This is a genomic window from Streptomyces flaveus, assembly GCF_014647675.1.
Classification (GTDB): Bacteria; Actinomycetota; Actinomycetes; order Streptomycetales; family Streptomycetaceae; genus Streptomyces; species Streptomyces flaveus.
Map to the genome: position 1 here is coordinate 514,453 of NZ_BMPQ01000001.1, position 20,048 is coordinate 534,500.

A 20,048-nucleotide genomic window follows, 5' to 3' on the forward strand; every position below is an offset into this window, starting at 1 on the left:
AGCGCACGTGTACGAACGCACGAGGAAGTCCGGCACCTCCAGACGTACGCTGCTCGCCGCCACGGCGGGCACGGCGGCGGCCGTCGCGATCGGTCAGGCCCCCGCCCGGGCGGACGGCAACGACAGGCGGCTGCGCGCCCTCATCTCCCGTATGACCCTCGAAGAGAAGGTCGGCCAGCTCTTCGTGATGCGGGTGTACGGGCACTCGGCGACCGCGCCCGACCAGGCCGACATCGACGCGAACCTCGAGGAGATCGGCGTACGTACGGCCGCGGAGCTGATCGCCCGGTATCACGTGGGCGGGATCATCTACTTCGCCTGGGCGCACAACACCCGTGACCCGCACCAGATCGCGGACCTCAGCAACGGCATCCAGAAGGCCTCGCTGGAACTGCCCCGAGGCCTGCCCGTCCTCATCTCCACCGACCAGGAACACGGCATCGTCGCCCGCGTGGGCAAGCCCGCGACGCTCCTGCCGGGCGCGATGGCGCTCGGCGCAGGAGAAAAAGGGCGCGAAGCGCTTCGTCAGAAGGGTGGTGGTGGGAGACGGGTGGGCGGCTCGCGGTCGGATGCCCGCAGGGCCGGGCAGATCGGCGGCGCGGAGCTGCGCGCGATGGGCATCCGGCAGGACTACGCGCCGGTCGCCGACGTGAACGTGAACCCGGCCAACCCGGTCATCGGCGTACGCTCCTTCGGCGCCGATCCGCAGGCCGTGGCCGCCCTGGTCGCCGCCCAGGTGAAGGGCTACCAGAGCTCCCAGGTGGCCGCCACGGCCAAGCACTTCCCGGGGCACGGCGACACCGAGACCGACAGTCACTACGGTTTCCCGGTCATCGAACACACCGAGGCGCAGTGGGCCGAGCTGGACGCGCCGCCCTTCAGGGCCGCGATCGCCGCCGGTATCGACTCGATCATGACCGCCCACATCATGGTCCCGGCACTCGATCCCTCCGGCGACCCGGCCACCCTCTCCCGCCCGATCCTCACCGGCATCCTGCGCGAACGGCTCGGCTACGACGGGGTGGTGGTGACGGACTCGCTCGGCATGGAGGGCGTCCGCACGAAGTACGGTGACGACCGGGTGCCGGTGCTCGCGCTCAAGGCCGGTGTCGACCAGCTGCTCAACCCACCGAAGCCGGCCCTCGCCTGGAACGCGGTCCTGGCGGCCGTTCGCGGCGGCGAGCTGACCGAGGCCCGCCTCGACGAGTCGATCCTGCGCATCCTCCGGCTGAAGGCGAAGCTGGGGCTGCTGAAGGACCCGTACGTGTCCGCTCGCGGCGTCGACCGTACCGTCGGCATCCCGGCGCACCTCGGGGCGGCCGACCGGATCGCCGACGGTACGACGACGCTGCTGGTCAACTCGGGCGGTCTGTTGCCGCTTTCACGCCGTACGCACCGGAAAGTGCTCGTCGTCGGCGCCGATCCCGCCTCGCCGTCCGGGACCACCGGACCGCCGACGACCGTCCTCGCGGGTGTGCTCAGGGAGTTGGGCTTCACCGCCACCGCGCTCTCCACGGGTACGGCGCCCTCCGCGGCGGCCATCGCGACAGCCGTGGCGGCGGCGCGGGACGCGGACGCGGTGGTCGTCGGCACGTACAACGTCACGGCGACCAGCTCCCAGAAGACGCTCGTCGGCGAGCTGCTCGCGACCGGCCGCCCGGTGGTCGCGGTCGCCGTCCGCAACCCCTACGATGTGGCCCAACTGCCGTCAGTACAAGCCTACTTGGCGACGTACTCCTGGACCGACGTCGAGCTGCGCGCCGCGGCCCGAGTGATCGCGGGCCGCATCGAACCTGCGGGCAGGCTGCCGGTGCCGGTGCAGCGGGCGGACGACCCGGAGCAGGTGCTGTATCCGATCGGGCACGGGCTGAGTTACTAAGACACCGGTCAGTCCACGGGCTGAGCTACCAGCCCCTGGTCCGGCATCGGATGACGTACGGCTGTACAGTCCGCCGTACGTCACGTACGCCGTACACCCGGCGCACAGCCTCCAAAAGACGCAAAGCACCCCGCATGTCTGGCGTGGGCCCGCTGTGGCGGGTCACGCTGGGTGGGGGTATCGGGGGGAGCAGTCATGCACAAGGCACGGTGTGGGTGGGTGGTGTGCGCGCTGCTGGTGATGGTGGCGGCGCTCACCGGGTGCGACCGGATTTCGGGATCCGCGGATTCCGGGGAGGGCCGGCTCGGCGAGAGCGAGCAGGTGACGCCTACGCGGACCGCCGGATTCGGGGCGCAGTTCCTCGGGGTGGACGAGTGCAGTTCGTTCGGGCGCACGTCGTTCACCGAGGTGCCGTGCACCAGTGAGCGGGCGGCGGCGCGGGTCGTGGCGCGCCATGACGGCAAGCAGAGCGAAGGTCCGGCGTGCCCCGCCACCACGGACTTCGTGCTGCACATCAGCGAACAGAAACCGTCCGCGGACGAGGACGGCGACGGCGCGGTCCCGCAGGGCTACGCCTGTATGCGCAATCTGCAGAAGCCGCACCCCGGCGACCCGGGCGGCGGCGGAGGCCCGCGCACGATCGTCGGCGACTGCGTCTACAGCGCCGGCGAGGGCGAGGTCCGCGAGACGGCGTGCGACGGCAAGGGCGAGAAGTCGCCCGAGTACAAGGTGGCGTCGGCGGTCGAGAAGCGTGCCGACTGTCCCGCGTCGACAGTCCTGTACGTCCAGCTCGGCGGGCCGAAGCCGGTGGGCTGCGCCCGCCCGCTGTAGTCAACGGACGGGCGCAACACGGCAGTTGCTCTGCCGGGAGCCGGGAGCAATTACGGCTTTACGGCCGCAGCTGGCGCTCCGCGCTGTGCTTGTCCAGCTTCCTGTCGAACTTGGCCAGCGGCTTCGCCTTCGACGGGTCCTCCTGGACCGTGGCGGAGGCGACGCCCGCCCACTTCAGGATGCGGGCCGTGGCGAGGGCCTTCTCGTCGGCGACGAGGCCGGCGACATTGGCGCCGTGGTTCGCCCCGGGGGCCGTGAAGATGTACGAGTCACGGGCGCCCTTGCCCAGGTGGAACGGCTCGGAGCCCCACGGGTCGTTCTCGCCGTACACGTACAGCATCTGCTTGGCGTTGTGCTTGACCCAGGTGTCGACGTCGCGCATCGCCCACGGCTGGAACTTCATGGAGATGTCGCGCGGCACGAAGTTCCGCGGCGGCTGGTAGCCGTAGCGGATCAGCCCCGACTCGATGTGCGGGAACTCGATGTCCGGCGCCCCGAGTTGCGTACCCGCCTGGTAGTAGTACGGCGTGTACTGCTCCAGGCCCTGGTCGGCGTAGGCGGAGAAGCCGACGATCGTGTCGATCGTGCTCCAGATCTCGTCGTCGGTGGCGTTCGCGGCGTCCGCCGGGATGGTGTCGCAGTCGGCGAGCAGGCTGTACTGCCAGAAGCCCCACACATAGTCGAGTACGACGGCCTCGTACGCCTTGTCCAGGCTGCCGACCGTGTTGAAGGTCAGGCCCTCCGCGTCGGCGAATTCCTTGTAGCGCTTCTCCAGCGGCTCACGGCGTACGAGCGCCTCGCGCTGCACGGCGTTCAGCTTGTCGCGGCACTCCTTGGTGCCGACGTTCGCGAAGAACCGGTCGTAGGCCGAATCCTCGTTGTTCACCACGTCGTTGGGGGCGACGTACGCGACGACGCCGTCCATGTCGCGCGGGTAGAAGCGCTCGTAGTACGTGGCGGTCATGCCGCCCTTCGAGCCGCCCGTGGAGAGCCACTTCTTGTCGTAGACCTTCTTCAGCGCCTTGAAGATACGGTGCTGGTCGCTGGCCGCCTGCCAGATGTCGAGCTTGGACCAGTCGGCCGGGTTGGGCCGGGACGGAGTGAAGAAGCGGTACTCCATCGAGATCTGGTTGCCGTCCACGATCTGGGTCGGCTCGCTGCGGCGCGGCGTCGTCGAGACGTTGTAGCCGCTGGTGAAGAACACCGTCGGGCGGGCCGTGTCCTTGTGCAGCACCGTGATGCGCTGCTGGAAGGTGCCCTTGGACGGGTGCCGGTGGTCGATCGGCTGGGTGTAGTTGAGGACGAAGTAGCGGTAGCCGGTGTAGGGCTTCTCCTCGATCAGGCTCATGCCTGGTATCGCGAGGAGGCGGTCCTTTATGTCGGCGGTTGCCGACGGCTGTGCGGCGGTGGCCTCCGGCTGTGCGGCGGTGGCCGCGCCGGCCGTGCTCACAGTGCCTATGAGCACCACGAGCGACAGCAGCCATCTGAGCGTCTTGCGCATGCACACTCCCCTGGAAAAACACAGATGTCCGCCGGAACCTAGCGGAGCAACTCCGTTGAGGCCAGGGGATGTTGGGGGCATACCGGACAGTTCTGAGCTGCGGGTCCGTTGTGGCTTGTCGCGCAGTTCCCCGCGCCCCTAAAAAGGGGCCTGCGGCCCCCTTTTTAGGGGCGCGGGGTTACAGGCGGATCCAGCCCGAGCTCGCCGAGTCCGAGCCAACTGTTCCCTTTATCAGTACTCGGCGGTGGCCGGCGTGGACCGTTACCGGGCCTGCGTGGTGTTTGAAGAGGCCTTTGTTCACGGCTGGTCGGGCTCGCCATGCTCGTACGCTCACGGACATGTAGGTGCGGGTGCCCTGCCTCTCGCGGAGGGTCACCGCGCAGACGTAGCCGCGCTTCTTGTAGATCTGGACGGATCCGGTGGAGAAGGGCAGCGTGCGGACCTTGCGGCCGGAGCAGAGTGCCGCCGCCTCCGCGGTGCCCGTGCCCGCGAGTGACAGCAGTCCGGAAGCGGTCAGTACAGCCACACCGAGCGCCATATGACGGCGTATCGCGCTCTTGTCCACTGTTGTTCCCTCCCGCAGCAATCGGCGTACTCCGTCTACGGACGCATGACGTAGGCCGTCTGGTTGCCTGGTGGAAGGGAAGTCGGGCAAAGACTAGGCAATCGGGGCGGTGACCGGCTCCCCGAGGAACATCTGCCACAACTCCGCGTACCGCCCGCCCCGTTCGAGCAGCTCCTCGTGCGTGCCGTCCTCCGCCACCCGGCCGTGGTCCATGACCACGACCCGGTCCGCACGGGCCGCCGTGGTGAGGCGGTGGGCGACCACCAGTGTGGTGCGGCGGCCCGCGATGCGGTCGGTGGCCTGGTTGACCTGGGCCTCGGTGGCCAGGTCGAGCGCGGCGGTGGCCTCGTCGAGCAGGAGGATGTCCGGGTCGACGAGTTCGGCTCGGGCGAGGGCGATCAACTGGCGTTGCCCGGCGGAGAGGTTGCGGCCGCGTTCGGCGACCTCGTGGAGGTAGCCGCCGTCGAGCGTGGCGATCATGTCGTGCGCGCCGACCGCGCGAGCGGCGGCCTCCACCTCGGCGTCGGTGGCGTCGGGGCGGCCGTAGGCGATGGCGTCCCGGACCGTGCCCTGGAAGAGGTACGCCTCCTGGGGGACGACCCCGAGACGGTGCCGGTACGAGGTGAGGTCCAGCGCACGCAGATCCGTGCCGTCGACGGTCACCCGCCCGCCCGTCGGGTCGTAGAACCGGGCGACCAGCTTGACCAGCGTCGACTTACCCGCGCCCGTCTCGCCGACGAAGGCCACGGTCTGTCCGGCGGGGATGTGCAACTTCACGCCGCTCAGGGCCTCTTCGTCGTCCTTGTACGCGAAGTCGACGTCCTCGAAGGCGATCTCCCCCCGCAGTGACGGGACTTCGAGTGCCTTGTCGGCGGCCTTGGTGGAGGTCGGCTCCTGGAGCAGTTCCTGGACGCGGCCCAGCGAGACGCTCGCCTGCTGGTAGCCGTCGAAGACCTGCGAGAGCTGCTGCACGGGCGCGAAGAACAGGTCGATGTACAGCAGATACGCGACCAGCGCACCGGTGGTGAGCGTCCCCGCGTCGATCCGCCCCGCGCCCACGATGATCACCGCGGCCGCCGCGACCGACGACAGGAACTGCACGAAGGGGAAGTACACCGAGATCAGCCACTGCCCCCGGATCCGCGCCTTGCGATAGCTGTCGCTGCCCTCCGCGAACCGCCGCCGGCCACCCCGCTCGCGGCGGAACGCCTGCACGATCCGCAGCCCGGCCACCGACTCCTGAAGGTCCGCGTTCACCACGGAGACGCGCTCACGGGCGAGTTCGTACGCCTTCACACTCGCCCGGCGGAAGAAGACCGTGGCGATGATCAGCGGCGGCAGCGTCGCGAAGACGACGAGCGCGAGCTCCACGTCGATCACGAGCAGCGCGGCCATGATGCCGAAGAAGGTGACGACCGAGACGAAGGCGGTGACGAGTCCCGTCTGCAGGAACGTCGACAGGGCGTCCACGTCGGTCGTCATCCGGGTCATGATCCGGCCCGTCAACTCCCGCTCGTAGTAGTCGAGTCCGAGCCGCTGGAGCTGCGCGAAGATCTTCAGCCGGAGCGCGTACAGGACCCTCTCGCCCGTACGTCCCGTCATACGGATCTCACCGGTCTGTGCCACCCACTGGACGACCACGGTGAGCAGGGCCAGCAGGGACGCCGTCCACACCGCGCCCTCGGCGACCTTGCTGACACCGTCGTCGATTCCGTTCCGGATCATCACCGGCAGCAGCAGGCCCATGCCCGCGTCGACGGCGACGAGGCCGAGGCTGACGAGGAGGGGGAGCCCGAAGCCCCGCAACAGTCTGCGGAGCCCGTACGACTCCTCCGGGGTGACTGCCCGCGCCTCGTCGATACCGGGCTTGTCGTCCGCCGGGGGCAACGCCTCGACCTGGGCGAGGAGTTCGGGTGTCGCCGGCATCCCGTCCATGGCCGCGTCCCGGGGCTCACGGTCCCCGGTCCACAGCTTGGGCGTGATCCCGCGCTCGGCGTCGAACTCGGCGTCCAGTTCGTCCCGTACGGACGTGTCCTCGACCGGGCAGGCGGGCTGTGCGTGACCTGGCGAGACGCCGCCCAGCTCGTCCGGGTCGGTGAGCAGCTGCCGGTACAGCGGCGAGCGCTGCTGAAGCTCCTCGTGCGTACCGATGTCGGCGAGCCGTCCGCCGTCGAGGACGGCGATGCGGTCGGCGAGGTTGAGCGTGGAGCGGCGGTGGGCGATGAGGAGGGTCGTACGACCCTCCATCACGTGCTTCAGGGCCTCGTGGATCTCGTGCTCGACGCGGGCGTCCACGGCCGAGGTCGCGTCGTCGAGGACCAGCAGGCGCGGATCGGTGAGGATCGCACGGGCCAGGGCGACGCGCTGGCGCTGCCCGCCCGAGAGCGTCAGGCCCTGCTCGCCGACCTTGGTGTCGTACCCGTCCGGCAGCTCGGCGATGAACCGGTCCGCCTGCGCGGCCCGCGCGGCGGTCTCGATCTCCTCCTGGGTGGCGTCGGGGCGGCCGTACGCGATGTTGGCGCGCACGGTGTCCGAGAAGAGGAAGGAGTCCTCGGGGACGAGCCCGATCGCGGCGCGCAGCGATTCGAGCGTGAGCTCGCGCACGTCGTGGCCGCCGACGAGGACGGCGCCGCGTGTGACGTCGTAGAAGCGCGGAAGGAGGAGGGACACCGTCGACTTGCCGGACCCGGAGGAGCCGACCACGGCGAGCGTCTCGCCCGGGCGGATCTCGAAGCTGAGCCCGTCGAGAACGGGTTGCGAGGCGTCTTCGTACCCGAAGGCCACGTCGTCGAACTCGACGGTCGCGGGCGCGTCGGCCGGCAGCGGCTTCGTACCGTCCTCGATGGCCGGCTCGATGTCGATCAGCTCGAGGACGCGCTCGGCACCGGCACGGGCCTGCTGCCCGACGGTCAGCACCATGGCGAGCATGCGGACCGGTCCGACGAGCTGGGCGAGATACGTCGAGAAGGCGACGAACGTACCGAGCGTGATGTGCCCGCGTACGGCGAGCCAGCCGCCGAAGGCGAGCATCGCGACCTGCCCGAGCGCGGGCACGGCCTGCAGTGCGGGTGTGTACCGGGAGTTCAGCTTGATGGTCCGCAGCCGCCCCGCGAAGAGCCGCCGCCCGACCTCCCGCAGCTTCCCGGTCTCCTGGTCCTCCTGCCCGAACCCCTTCACCACGCGTACGCCGCTGACGGCGCCGTCGACGACTCCCGCGACGGCGGCGGCCTGACCCTGCGCGTACCAGGTGGCGGGGTGCAGCCGGGTGCTGCTGCGCTTGGCGATGAACCACAGGGCGGGGGCGACGGCCAGCGCGACGCCGGTGAGCGGAAGGGACAGCGAGGCCATGATCCCGAGGGAGATCAGGAACAGCAGCACGTTCCCGATGGTCATCGGGAGCATGAACAGCAGGCTCTGGATCAGCTGGAGGTCACTGGTCGCCCGGCCCACGACCTGACCGGTCGACAGCTCGTCCTGCCGCCGCCCGTCGAGCCCGGTGATCGCCTTGTACATGTCGGTGCGCAGGTCGTGCTGGACGTCGAGGGCGAGTCGGCCGCCGTAGTAGCGCCGGATGTACGTGAAGACGTAGACGAGGAGGGCCGCCCCGATGAGGGCGCCTGCCCAAGGGGCCATGTCCCGGCTCTTGTCCCCGATGACGTCATCGATGATCACCTTGGTGACGAGCGGGACCAGCGCCATGACCGCCATGCCGGCGAGCGAGGAACCGAGCGCGAGCACGACGTCCTTCGGATACCGCCACGCGTATCCGGCGAGCCGCCGTGCCCAGCCGCTCGACTCCCCCTGTTGCACTGCCACGCCGGTGCCTCCCGTAGATCCTTGTCCGCCGGAAGGCACCAACGCGATCGGAACCGGATTTCATCCCTCCGCAATATTCGGAGCAATAGTCGGAGGCGAAATGGTCAGAGGCGTACGCGCAGGAAGTAGAAGCGGGTGGTCTGGACGGCGTTCTGGTTGTCGTCGCTGGCCAGGAGGACCTTGAGACGGCCGTGGCGGTGGCCGGTGACGGTCATGGCCTCGATGTTGTCGAGGAGGGGGTTGGGCTGGGGCTGCTTGGCGGTGGCGCCGAGGGTGGGGCAGTTCACGAGGTCGGCGAGGAGGGTTTTCCTGACCAGGCGTACCTCGTTCTGACCGGTCAGGTTCTCGACGCCGCTCGTGTCCATGGCGCGGCGGAGGTCGGCGGCGTAGAGGCGAACCGTGTTGCCGACGCCCGGCGTGAAGCCGCGTTCCAGGACGAGGAGGCGGCCGTCGGGGGTCGCGGCGGTCTCGACGACACCGAGGCCGGTGTCCGTGCGGTAGCCGTACTGGGCCGCGAGGCGGAAGTCCTTCGAGCCGTGGCGGTGCCAGGTCTGGAAGCGGACGATGCCCGGGGTGTCACCGGACAGGGAACCCTCCATGCCGGCCAGCAGGGTGTGGCCGCCGGGGAAGAGGGTCAGGGCCTCGAAGGTCTGGTTGGCGGCGGCACGCCCGGCGGGGGCGACGCGCAGGTACTCCGGCACGGGGAGGCGGGTGAGGATCGCGCCGTCCCGCCCGTACCGGCGAACGGTCGGCTCTCCCTCGGACGACACGAGCCGCGTACCGTCCCGCTCGACGACCAGCCCCTCGGAGTCGAGCGCGGCCTTGTTCTCGTCCGCAAGCGCGACGACGGAGCGGGGCTGGAACGTCTTCGGGTCCAGGGTGAAGAGGGACGACCGGTCGGAGAGGGCGGCGAGCTTGCCGTTCCGGTCGACGGCGAGCGCGGAGAAGTTGCCGACGTAGGTGCCTTCGTACGTCGTCTTGTCGAGGACGTCGGAAAACCCGTCGATGGAGACGGAGGGCGAACAGGCGTTCCGAGGTGGGGTTCCCGCCGCGGTTGCGGCTGCGGCGGCTGGGGCTCCGGCCGCGGCGGGTCCGGCGGCGGTCAGGCAGGTGGCCGCGGTCAGGCCGGCGGTGAGGGTCGCGAGTACGGATCTCAAGCGCATGCGATCACCGTAGGCACGGGTGGTTGAGGGGTAGGCAGAAAAAGCGTGAACAGTTCTCCCTGCTGCGTTCAGACGCCGCTCGTTTGAGCAGCCAAAGGGCATTGCGTCCCTCCGTGTTCACGCTTTTCGCACCCTGGTCACCCACACTCGGGCCCACACGGAAACTCCCGTACACCGCAACTCCCGTAAGGTGCACGGGCCGTAGCGACGGAGAGGCGGTCCGGAATATGGCACCGGGGACAGCGACACGGGATCAACTGGCAGGCGCGGCGCGGGCGGCTCTGGGAGCCGGGCGGCGGTTGGAGGGAGCCGAACGGGTCGCGGGTGGCAGCAAGAAGGGCGTGTACCGCCTGACGATGGACGACGCGACAACGGCGATCGCCTATGTGTGGGACGACACCGAGAACTACTGGCCGTCGGCCGAGGGCGACGACGACCTCACCGATCCGTTCTCGCCCGGCCTCGGCCTCGACCTGTTCGAGGCCGCCCACGCACGGCTGGACGGGCTCGGCGTCCGCGTACCGGCGATACGCCTCCTCGACCGCGACGGTACGCACCACCCGGCCGACCTGGCGATCGTCGAGGACGTCCCCGGAGAGAACCTGGAGAAACTCCTCGCACGCGACCCGCGCACGGCCGCCCCGGTCATGGCCCGCCTCGCAGAGGCGCTGGAGGCGATGCGGCACCACCGGGCACCGACGTACGGCAAGGTGGCCGTGGTCGACGCCGGCGGAACCTCGCGCGGAACGTCATGCGAGGAAGTCATCCTCGAGCGCGCGCTACGGGACCTCACCGAAGCAGCCTCCCGCGACCCGAGAATCGCGACGGCCCGCGACCGGCTGGAGGAGCGGCTGCACGTGCTGGCCGAGCAGGTGCAGCCGCGCACGCAGTACTCGGTCGTGCACGGCGAACTGGGCCCGGACCACGTACAGGTGGACGCGGACGGCAACCCCGTACTGATCGACATCGAGGGCTTGATGTACTTCGACGTCGAGTGGGAGCACGTCTTCCTCCGCATCCGCCTGAACGACGAGTACGGCCCCCTGGCAGTGTCCGGCCTGGACGAGAACCGACTCGCCCTCTACACACTCGCGCAACGCCTCTCACTCACAGCGGGCCCACTACGACTCCTCGACGGCGACTTCCCCGACCGCACCTTCATGAAGAACATCGCCGAGCACAACCTGAAGGAGGCGCTGGCATTGGTCTAGGTCTCGGGAAGGCGGGCGCCGCGGCTCTCTGCGATGCGGTGTACGTCGGTCAGGGCCTCGGTCATTCGCGCGAGCAGGAAGCGGAGTTGTGCCGGTGTGGCTCGGTGGTCGGTGAGCATGTCGGCCGCGTGGTCGAGGAGGTCGTCGGCCATTGCCAGTTGGATGGTCTCGATGCTGTCCGCCACCCGGGAGAGGTAGCCGGTCCCGTCGGTCAGGAGATAGCAGCGTTTGCCCTCCGGGCCCGCCCAGGGGAGCAGTCGCGCCTCGTTGGTCCCATCCATCAGTGAACTCCATTGGTTTCGTTGCGTAGTGATGCACTCACAGAGTGAGATGGGGCGGGCTAGGCTCGCCAGAGGATGGCTGGTGACGAGGCGTTTGTCGCAAGGGAGTTGACGAGGTGGGCAGCATCTACGGCGACTGGCTCAGGGAACAGCGCGAGGCGGCCGGGCTGACGCAGCAGGAACTGGCGGACTTGGCGTTCATGACCCGTTCGCACATCGCGCATATCGAAGCTGGGCGGCGCGTGCCTTCGAAGGAGGACGCGAGGCGCCTGGACAGAGCGCTGGGCACGGGAAACGTACTGAGCAGCTTTCTGCCGCAGCAGGACGGCACGATTGCCGACTACTTCGAAGCGGCACGCCAACTCGAACAACAGGCAACGGTCATCCGCGAGTTCGCGCTGAGCTTCTTCCCCGGCATCCTTCAGACGGAGAGGTACGCGCGTGCGGTGCTGGGCACGACGTTCCCTCCCAGGAGTCCCGAGGAGCGTGACAGGCACGTTGTCACACGGCTTGAGCGCGCGAAGGTCCTCGACGATCCGGTGACGCCCGTGGTGTGGACGCTGCTGGACGAGGCAGTGCTACGTCGCCCGGTCGGCGGCCAGGACGTCATGGCTGAGCAGATCATGCACATCGTCCACCTCGTGGAGAGCGAGCGGGTACGTGCTCACGTTCTGCCGTTCGGCCTGGGCGTTCATCCGCTGATGCAGAGCATGCTGTCGCTGTGGTGGTTCGAGGACCAACCTCCTGCCGCGTACAGCGAGGCCATGTCCATCGGCAGAGTGCACGATTCGCCGGCCGTGGTCCATCGGCTCCAGGCCGTCTACGATCTCGGACTGGGCGACGCACTACCGCAGATGGAGTCTGTTGCCCTCCTGAGGGCGATTGCGAAGGAATACGGACACCATGACTGAGCGCATCATCCCGGACTCATCCACGATGAACGGCTGGCGCAAGTCGTCGTACAGCGGCAATGAATCCGGCAGCTGCCTCGAAGTCCTCGACACCCACCCCTCAGGCGTCCCCGTCCGCGACTCCAAAACCCCCCACGGCCCGGCACTGCTCTTCGCGGTGGGCGATTGGTCGGCGTTCGTCACAGCCGTCAAGAGCGGCGAGTTCCCAGCCTGAGGGGCCCGGCGGAGCAGTGCCCCTAGCAAAAAGGGTGAGCACTTCTCCCCGCAGTGTTCAAACACCGCTCGTTTGAGTGCACAAAGGACATCAAGGCCCCGTGTGTTCACGCTTTTCGCACCATAGGGGCCATGAGCCCGCAGTTCAGACTCGAGCGCAATCCGTACAGCTCGGGACACGTGATCACCACCGTACGCACGCTGATGCGTACCGGCGGCCTGGACGTACCCCTGGCCGCCATCGCCCGCAGCTGTGGCACGTCGCGCAACTTCCTCTACGCCAACTGGAAGTCCGCCTCCAAACTGCACCAGCTCGCGCTCAAAGCCGAACTCGCGCACGCTTTTGACGAGGCACAACGCACCAGCCCCAGCGACGGCACCACTCAGGGGATCATCGACCACCTGACCCGCGTGACGCGTGTCGTCCGCCGCCATCCGACCACGGCCGCGATCGCCCGCTCCTCCCCCAAGGCGCTCGCAGCGGCGCACACGGCGATCGAGGGCCCGCTGGTGGAGGTCGCGACGGAACGGATCGGCGATCTGCTCTACCCGCTCCTCCCGCACGGCGGGGTCTGGGGCGATCTCGCACTGAAGTCCAAGTCGTGGAAGATCCTCTGGGTCGCCCGCCCCGCCGCTCTCTGCCCCGAAGCAGTCGGCGACCAGCGCTGGGAGGACACTCTGGACGGCGCCTTCACCGAGCTGCTGCGTGATCTGCTCTCCTCCTGGCCTCCCGCCGTTCAGTAACAGCCTGACGCGTCAACCGGTCCTAGGGACGTAGGTCCTTGTGGATCGCCCGCGCCACGCCCTGGATCGTGGTGATGCCGTAGTTCATCGTGCTGTTGCCGTGGGTGAGGACGGAGATCATGTAGTCGCGGCCGCCGCCCTTGAACGTACCGACGCTGTGGACGCGCCAGCCGTGCGTGGACCGTGACAGCCAGCCGTTCTTGACGTGCACGGACACGGAGGAGGGCGCCCCCGCCGGCGTACCCCATCTCTGCGAGGAGATGACCCTCCCCATCAACTTCGATATGTACGCACGGGAGTTGTCGCTCAGGACGGAGTTCCTCGCGGTGACGAGGGCGAGCAGCTTCTGCTCGTCGCGGACGGTGATCTGGGTGAGTCCCCAGTAGCCGTTCGCGCCGGGCTTGGTCTGGGTCATCCCGGCGGCGGCGAGGAAGCCCTTCACCTTGGTCACGCCCAGCTGCCTCCAGAGCGTGCTGGTCGCGGAGTTGTCCGACTTAGTGATCATGGCGGTGGCGAGTTCGGTCTCGCGCTGCGTGAGATACCGGCCCTGCCTCCTCGCGTCCCACAGCAGCGTGGCGAGCACGGTCACCTTCACGACGCTGGCCGAGTCGTACGCCGAACTCGCCCGCAGCGTGCAGGTCGTCCGGGTCGTACGGTCGTAGAGACCGACGGCGATCGTGCCGTTGCGGTTCGCGAGGGCAGTGGTGATGTCCCTCTGCAACTTGGCGGCCAGGCCCGCCTGGCCGGACGTACAACTGACCTGCGGCGTCGCCGCAACGGCGGGTCCCGCCCCCGCCACGAACGGCATGAGCACCCCCGCTCCGAGCCCTGCGCACAGCACACGGGTACGCCTGGATATCCGGTGAGTCATGGAGTGCTTCCCATCCCCTTGAAGCAGAACGAGCGCGCTTCAGCGCACTCGCCTTCTCTGACTCATTGAAGTGGCCGAAAGTTGTACACACGTTTCCCGCACAAAAGTTCTTAGCGGTGAAGGGTCCACATGCCCGCCGAGACTGGAGGTCAGTTGCCGGACCATCGGCGGCCCACGCCGTACCGCCGGACGTGTCCGACGTCAACTAGAGCAAACCCTCCACGACTTGGGGAAAACCCTCGCGCAACGCCAGTAGCTGCTTTCGATTTCAGAACGTCACACAAACGCCTCGTCCCGGTTACGCCGCGAGCCCCTCCCCCGTGCCACTCTCCCGATTGACCAAGTGGTCAACACGCGTAGAACTCAGGCCCTTTGAGCCGGACACCGCGTTCCACGCGTGCCGTCCCCGGGAAAGGACACCCCCCATGTCCGTTGCGCAGACAGGCAGACGAATACGCGGCTGGAAGCCGCTCGCGCTGACCGCCGCCGCAGTACTCCTCGGAATCACCCTGCCGACCGCCGCCGCGAGCCCCGCCGTGGCCACCACCACCGCGTACGACGACACGTACTACCAGGACGCGATCGGCAAGACGGGCCCGGCCCTGAAGGACTCGCTGCACACGATCATCAGCGACCAGACCCGGATCTCGTACTCCGCGGTCTGGAACGCCCTCAAGGCCACGGACCAGGACCCGAACAACAGCAACAACGTGATCCTGCTCTACACCGGCACCTCCCGCAGCAAGTCCCTCAACGGCGGCAGCACCGGCAACTGGAACCGCGAGCACGTCTGGGCCCAGTCCCACGGCGACTTCGGCACCTCGGCAGGCCCCGGCACCGACCTGCACCACCTGCGCCCCGAGGACGTGCAGATCAACAGCATCCGCGGCAACAAGGACTTCGACAACGGCGGCAGCGCGGTCAGCGGCGCGGCCGGCAACTACACCGACTCGAACTCCTTCGAGCCGCGCGACGCCGTCAAGGGCGATGTGGCCCGCATGATCCTCTACATGGCCGTCCGCTACGAGGGCGACGACAGCTGGGCGGACCTGGAGCCCAACGACTCGGTCTCCAACGGCAGTTCCCCGTACCACGGCCGCCTCTCGGTCCTGAAGCAGTGGAACGACGAGGACCCGCCGAGCGCCTTCGAGGAGAACCGCAACGAGATCATCTACGACACCTACCAGCACAACCGCAACCCGTTCATCGACCACCCGGAGTGGGTCGAGGCGATCTGGTAGCACATCCGGCCTGGCAGCACACCGCGCAGAGGCTCGAACTCCCCGGGTTACCGGGGAGTTCGGTTCAAGCCAAGCTTACAAATGAACAATGAATGTCTTCAGGTCGAACAACCGGTGACCTACCGCCCGAGTCTCATCCCATGAAGGCGCGTCCCCGACGCGCCGAAAGGACCGACTCGAAAGGCACATGCATGTCCCGAGCACGACGCAGAACCCCCACCGCCCGGCTGACCGCCCCCGTGGCCGCCGCGGCGCTGCTCGCCGGAGGGATCAGCACCCTGGCCCTCACCGGGGCCTCCGCCCATGCCGCCCAGGCCGCCCCCACGGCCGAATCGGCGGACGTTGACGTACAGGACGACTTAAACGGAGACGGCTACGCCGACCTGGTCGTCGGCGCACCGAACGCCACGATCTCCGGCGCGGCCAAGGCCGGCTACGTGGCCGTCACATACGGCTCGCCCAACGGCCTCTCCGCCACCAACAAGAAGCTCATCAGCCGCTCCACCAGCGGCGTCCCGGGCTCCGCCACCGCCGACCAGCGCTTCGGGTCCACGTTCGCCAAGGGCGACCTGGACGGCGACGGCTACGGCGACCTCGTGATCGCGGGCGGCACCGCGGGCTCCGTCATCCTGTGGGGCTCCCCCTCGGGCCTCACCGGCGGCACGAACATCGCCGGATACGGGGCCGCCCCCCCAGGCCGGTGACTTCGACGGGGACGGCACGACGGACCTGGCCTTGTTCTCCAAGCAGGACGTCGGCGGCGACGACCCCGAGGGCGCCCCGGCCACCTTGTGGAAGGGCCCGGTCACACGCACCGGAAAGCCCGCCGCCACCCTGAACATCCTCGACAAGTCCGAATGGTGGGGCTACGAGGCGGACGACGCCTCATGCGTCACCAACGGCGGCTGCGAGGACGGCCCCGACTCGATCACCGGACCTGTCGTCTCCGGCCAGGTCGGCGACGTCAACGGCGACGGCAAGGACGACATCGTCCAGTGGAACTACACCGGCGACGGCACCTGGGGCAACCGGCTGCTGTACGGCGGCAGTTCGGGCTTCACCACCGAGTGGGCACCCGGAGAAACCGCGGGCGGCGCCGCGCCGGGCACCGGCGTGGGTGACGTGAACGGCGACGGCTTCGACGACGTGGTGGTCGGCGCCGACGACTGGTCCGAGCAGGTCCGCGTCGCCTACGGCTCGGCCTCCGGCCTGTCCAGCTCCAACACCCAGAGCTTCGACCAGAGCCTGCCCGGCTTCCACGGCGCCCAGGAATCCGGCGACGATGTCGGCTCCGCGGTCTCGGTCGCCGACGTCACCGGCGACGGCTACGCGGACATCGCGCTCGGCATCTCCGGCGAGGACTTCAGCGGCCTCACCAACGCCGGTTCGTTCGCCCTGGTGCCCGGCTCGGCCTCCGGCGTCACGGGCACGGGAACCCAGGTGTTCCACCAGAACACCTCCGGTGTGCCCGGAGTGGCCGAGACGAACGACAGGTTCGGCGCGACCACCGCGCTCCTGGACGTCAACGGCAACGGCTACCGCGACCTCGCCGTGGCCTCCACGGCAGAGAACAGCGACAACGGCGCCGTCTGGCTCCTGCGCGGCAGGACCACCGGTCTCACCACCACGTCCGCCATCGCCTTCGGCGGCAAGGACCTGTCCGCGCCCTACACGGACGCACTGTTCGGCTCGGCGCTCCGTTGAGCGACTGAGCGGATTGGTCACTCCTGCCTCAACGCGAACCACAGCTCCATCCGTACGTCCGGATCGTCGAGGTCCATGTCCAGAAGGGCCGCACACCGCGCGACCCGCTGCCGCACCGTGTTCCGGTGCACGGACAGGGCGACCGCCGTGCGGTCCCAACTGCCGTGCAGGGAAAGCCAGGTGCGGAGGGTCTCGGGGAGAGCCGGGTTCGTGGCGATCGGGGCGAGGAGCGTACGGGCGTGAGCCTCGGCCTCGGCCGACGGAATCAGACCGGCCAGGCCGGGGTGTTCGCTGTGGCGGACCAGGGGCGTACGGCTGGCCCGCGCGCGAGCCAGCGCGCGGGCGGCCTGCATGTCGGCGGTAGCCCACTCCTGCGGACCGACGGCCGAGCTGACCCCGCACATCCAGCCGGACTGCGGGACCGGCTCACGCTCGGCGGGCACGAGGACGCGTACGACCTCCCCGTCCACGTCCAGGTCAACAAGCGCCGAGCCGAGTGCCGCCCCCAGCGCGGACGCGGCGACGGCGTCCGGAGCAGCGGGGCCGTCCGGACACGCGTGCACCACGACCCACCGCTTCCCGCCCAGAAGATGCGCCACGTCCTCGGGCGCGGCGCCCAGCAGCAGTCGTACGAGAGCCGAGGAGCGAGCCGCACCGGTACCGCTCTGGTGCTCGCCGGTGAGGAGGGACAGGAGTACGGCGGCGACGGAGGCGATGGTGTGGTCGCCGGGTTCGCGCCGGGGCGCCGCCACTGCGAGCACGAACCTCTGCTCCGTACCGAGGGCGTACGCGGCGAGGTGGGTGCCGTCCACGGTGTCGGTGGCGGAGGAGGGGGCAGGCGTGAGCGTGGCACCGGGGCCCTCGACCGGCCGTACGATCGCCGCCAGCTCGGCCAGCGCGCCACTCGCTCCCGGCCCCAACTCCCGCCCCGCTACCGCGACTTCCGCCCCGTCGGTGCCGTACAGCACCGCCCGGCCGCCCACCCGCTGAGCCAGTTGCCGCAGGACCGACGGCACCGGGTCCTGCCGGGAGGCTGCCGCGGCCAGGCTCTGCTGGGCCTCGGTCACGCGGCGCAGCTCCGCGTGCCGGGCCTGGGCCATGAGCTGCCAGACCGCCCGGGCCACGCCCGAGAAGGTGGTCTGCGGCGGGACCTCGACCAGCGGCAGCTCGTACGCCTCGCAGGCCGCGACCAGCGCCCGCGGCACCGTGTCGTGCACCGGCGCCACCCCGAAGCCGAGGGCTGCGCCGCCCGCCGCGACGATCCGGGACACGTAGTCCTCGAAGTAGGTGCCAGAGCCCGCCGCCTCCGGGATGTGCACCCCGGCCGTCAGCAGCAGCTCGCCGCCCAGTAGGTACGGGTACGGGTCCGCCATCTCCGAGGTGTGCGCCCAGTGGATGACGAGGTCCGGATCGGTCGGCCCGGCGATCTGGCGGAGGGCGAGGTCCTCGCGGGCCAGGAGGGCCGCCAGTGGGACCGGTGGGGTGGGAGGGACGGCGGGGTCCGGCATGGTGGACGTTCCCTCCACTCAAGGCGGCTCGAATGGATGAAACGTACACTTCGCAGCCGCTTTCCGGCCACCTAGTGTCGTTGCTCGTCACCCGCAGGCGACACCGAGTGAAGGAGGGCCCCGTGGCCGTCGACTACGCAGTGATCGTCGTCTATCTGGCAGGCATGCTGGCCATGGGCTGGTGGGGTATGCGCCGCGCCAAGTCGAAGAGCGAGTTCCTGGTGGCGGGCCGCCGCCTCGGCCCCACCATGTACTCCGGCACCATGGCCGCGATCGTCCTCGGCGGCGCGTCCACCATCGGCGGCGTCGGCCTCGGGTACCAGTACGGGCTCTCCGGCGCCTGGATGGTCTTCACCATCGGCCTCGGGCTCCTCGCCCTGTCGGTCTTCTTCTCCGCCCGCATCGCCCGGCTGAAGGTCTACACCGTCTCCGAGATGCTCGACCTGCGCTACGGCGGACGGGCCGGCGTCATCTCCGGCGTCGTCATGTGGGCGTACACGCTGATGCTCGCCGTCACGTCCACCATCGCGTACGCCACGATCTTCGACGTCCTCTTCGACATGAACCGCACGGCCGCGATCGTCCTCGGCGGCTCGATCGTGGTCGCGTACTCGACGCTCGGCGGCATGTGGTCGATCACCCTCACCGACATGGTGCAGTTCGTGGTCAAGACGATCGGCGTACTGCTCCTGCTGCTCCCGATCGCGGTCGTCAAGGCGGGCGGCTTCGGCGCGATGAGGGACGAGTTGCCGACGTCGTACTTCGATCCGCTGGGCATCGGCGGCGAGACGATCTTCACGTACGTCCTGATCTATACGTTCGGCATGCTGATCGGGCAGGACATCTGGCAGCGCGTGTTCACCGCGCGCAGTGACCGGACCGCCAAGTGGGGCGGCACGGTCGCGGGCACCTACTGCCTGGCGTACGCGCTCGCCGGCGCCGTCATCGGTACGGCGGCCAAGGTCCTCTACCCGAAGCTCGGCAGCGCGGACGACGCCTTCGCGACCATCGTGAAGGACGAACTCCCCATGGGCGTACGGGGTTTGGTGCTGGCCGCGGCCCTGGCAGCCGTGATGTCGACGTCCTCCGGCGCACTCATCGCCTGCGCGACCGTCGCGAACAACGACATCTGGTCGCGGTTGCGAGGGGCCGTCCGACCGTCCGAGGAGCAGCACGACGAGGTCAGGGGCAACAGGGCCTTCATCCTCATCATGGGCGTCGCGGTGATCTGTACGGCGATTGCGCTCAACAACGTCGTCGAGGCCCTGACCGTCGCGTACAACCTCCTCGTCGGCGGCCTCCTCGTCCCCATCCTCGGCGGCCTGCTGTGGAAGCGCGGCACCGCCCAGGGCGCGCTGGCCTCCGTCGCGGTCGGCGGCCTCGCGGTCATCGCCCTGATGGCGACCTACGGAATCCTCGCCAACGAGCCCATCTATTACGGACTGCCGGCCTCGCTGGCCACGTACGTGATCGTCTCGCTGGCCACACCCGCCACCGACGCCGCCGTGCTCGCCGCCTGGCGCGAGCGACTGGCGGGCCGGGCTCCCGAACCCGTGTCCGAACCCGTTCCGGCTCCCCACTAGAGTCGGCTGTGCAGTACATACGCGAC

General features: G+C 69.1%; 15 protein-coding genes and 1 pseudogene. 9 read left to right on the plus strand and 7 right to left on the minus strand.

The genetic code is table 11. The features are described from left to right. Positions 1-7: 7 nt before the first annotated feature. Both IEZ21_RS02075 and IEZ21_RS02080 read left to right on the plus strand, forming a co-directional pair. The gene (locus IEZ21_RS02075) at positions 8-1,879 is read left to right on the plus strand and encodes a glycoside hydrolase family 3 protein (RefSeq protein WP_189320143.1); all 1,872 of its coding nucleotides are present in this window, start codon (positions 8-10) and stop codon (positions 1,877-1,879) included. 195 nt (positions 1,880-2,074) lie between these two features. Beyond that, positions 2,075-2,710: a hypothetical protein gene (locus tag IEZ21_RS02080; RefSeq protein WP_189320144.1), complete on the plus strand. Its 636-nt coding sequence runs from the start codon at positions 2,075-2,077 to the stop codon at positions 2,708-2,710. A gap of 58 nt (positions 2,711-2,768) precedes the next feature. Here the strand turns inward: IEZ21_RS02080 and IEZ21_RS02085 are convergent, their stop codons facing one another. From IEZ21_RS02085 to IEZ21_RS02100, 4 genes are all read right to left on the minus strand, one after another. Beyond that, entirely contained in the window at positions 2,769-4,211 is a 1,443-nt protein-coding gene (locus IEZ21_RS02085; RefSeq protein ID WP_189320145.1) for a S28 family serine protease, read from the minus strand. Between the two features lie 178 nt (positions 4,212-4,389). After that, positions 4,390-4,776: a hypothetical protein gene (locus IEZ21_RS02090; protein WP_189320146.1), complete on the minus strand. Its 387-nt coding sequence runs from the start codon at positions 4,774-4,776 to the stop codon at positions 4,390-4,392. A 93-nt stretch (positions 4,777-4,869) separates the two neighbouring features. After that, the gene (locus tag IEZ21_RS02095) at positions 4,870-8,592 is read right to left on the minus strand and encodes an ABC transporter ATP-binding protein (protein WP_189320147.1); all 3,723 of its coding nucleotides are present in this window, start codon (positions 8,590-8,592) and stop codon (positions 4,870-4,872) included. A 104-nt stretch (positions 8,593-8,696) separates the two neighbouring features. Next, entirely contained in the window at positions 8,697-9,755 is a 1,059-nt protein-coding gene (locus IEZ21_RS02100; RefSeq protein WP_189320148.1) for an esterase-like activity of phytase family protein, read from the minus strand. 227 nt (positions 9,756-9,982) lie between these two features. Here IEZ21_RS02100 and IEZ21_RS02105 point away from each other — a divergent pair, with 227 nt between their 5' ends. Then, complete coding sequence (locus IEZ21_RS02105; RefSeq protein ID WP_189320149.1) at positions 9,983-10,966, plus strand: phosphotransferase family protein; 984 nt, start codon at positions 9,983-9,985, stop codon at positions 10,964-10,966. Here the strand turns inward: IEZ21_RS02105 and IEZ21_RS02110 are convergent. Further along, complete coding sequence (locus IEZ21_RS02110) at positions 10,963-11,247, minus strand: hypothetical protein (RefSeq protein WP_189320150.1); 285 nt, start codon at positions 11,245-11,247, stop codon at positions 10,963-10,965. The two genes, IEZ21_RS02105 and IEZ21_RS02110, sit on opposite strands and share 4 nt — an antisense overlap. A gap of 116 nt (positions 11,248-11,363) precedes the next feature. Between IEZ21_RS02110 and IEZ21_RS02115 the strand changes: the two genes are divergently transcribed. The 3 genes from IEZ21_RS02115 (at position 11,364) to IEZ21_RS02125 (ending at position 13,115) form a co-directional block, all read left to right on the plus strand. Further along, complete coding sequence (locus IEZ21_RS02115; RefSeq protein ID WP_189320151.1) at positions 11,364-12,158, plus strand: helix-turn-helix domain-containing protein; 795 nt, start codon at positions 11,364-11,366, stop codon at positions 12,156-12,158. Beyond that, the gene (locus IEZ21_RS02120; RefSeq protein WP_189320152.1) at positions 12,151-12,372 is read left to right on the plus strand and encodes a DUF397 domain-containing protein; all 222 of its coding nucleotides are present in this window, start codon (positions 12,151-12,153) and stop codon (positions 12,370-12,372) included. Before IEZ21_RS02115 ends, IEZ21_RS02120 begins: the two co-directional genes overlap by 8 nt. A gap of 131 nt (positions 12,373-12,503) precedes the next feature. Further along, positions 12,504-13,115, plus strand: coding sequence for a hypothetical protein (locus tag IEZ21_RS02125; protein WP_189320153.1), 612 nt, complete (start codon positions 12,504-12,506; stop codon positions 13,113-13,115). A 22-nt stretch (positions 13,116-13,137) separates the two neighbouring features. Here the strand turns inward: IEZ21_RS02125 and IEZ21_RS02130 are convergent, their stop codons facing one another. Continuing rightward, on the minus strand, positions 13,138-13,986 hold the full coding sequence (locus tag IEZ21_RS02130) for a serine hydrolase (protein WP_189320154.1): 849 nt from the start codon (positions 13,984-13,986) through the stop codon (positions 13,138-13,140). 425 nt (positions 13,987-14,411) lie between these two features. Between IEZ21_RS02130 and IEZ21_RS02135 the strand changes: the two genes are divergently transcribed. Together IEZ21_RS02135 and IEZ21_RS02140 are read left to right on the plus strand one after the other, a co-directional pair. Next, complete coding sequence (locus tag IEZ21_RS02135) at positions 14,412-15,227, plus strand: endonuclease I family protein (protein ID WP_189320155.1); 816 nt, start codon at positions 14,412-14,414, stop codon at positions 15,225-15,227. A 191-nt stretch (positions 15,228-15,418) separates the two neighbouring features. Continuing rightward, positions 15,419-16,931 (plus strand): annotated as a pseudogene (locus IEZ21_RS02140) (FG-GAP-like repeat-containing protein). Between the two features lie 17 nt (positions 16,932-16,948). On the opposite strand, the gene IEZ21_RS02145 reads toward IEZ21_RS02140, so the two are convergent. Further along, positions 16,949-18,439: a PucR family transcriptional regulator gene (locus IEZ21_RS02145; RefSeq protein WP_189320156.1), complete on the minus strand. Its 1,491-nt coding sequence runs from the start codon at positions 18,437-18,439 to the stop codon at positions 16,949-16,951. A gap of 122 nt (positions 18,440-18,561) precedes the next feature. Between IEZ21_RS02145 and IEZ21_RS02150 the strand changes: the two genes are divergently transcribed. After that, the gene (locus tag IEZ21_RS02150) at positions 18,562-20,022 is read left to right on the plus strand and encodes a sodium:solute symporter family protein (protein ID WP_189320157.1); all 1,461 of its coding nucleotides are present in this window, start codon (positions 18,562-18,564) and stop codon (positions 20,020-20,022) included. Positions 20,023-20,048 lie beyond the last annotated feature (26 nt).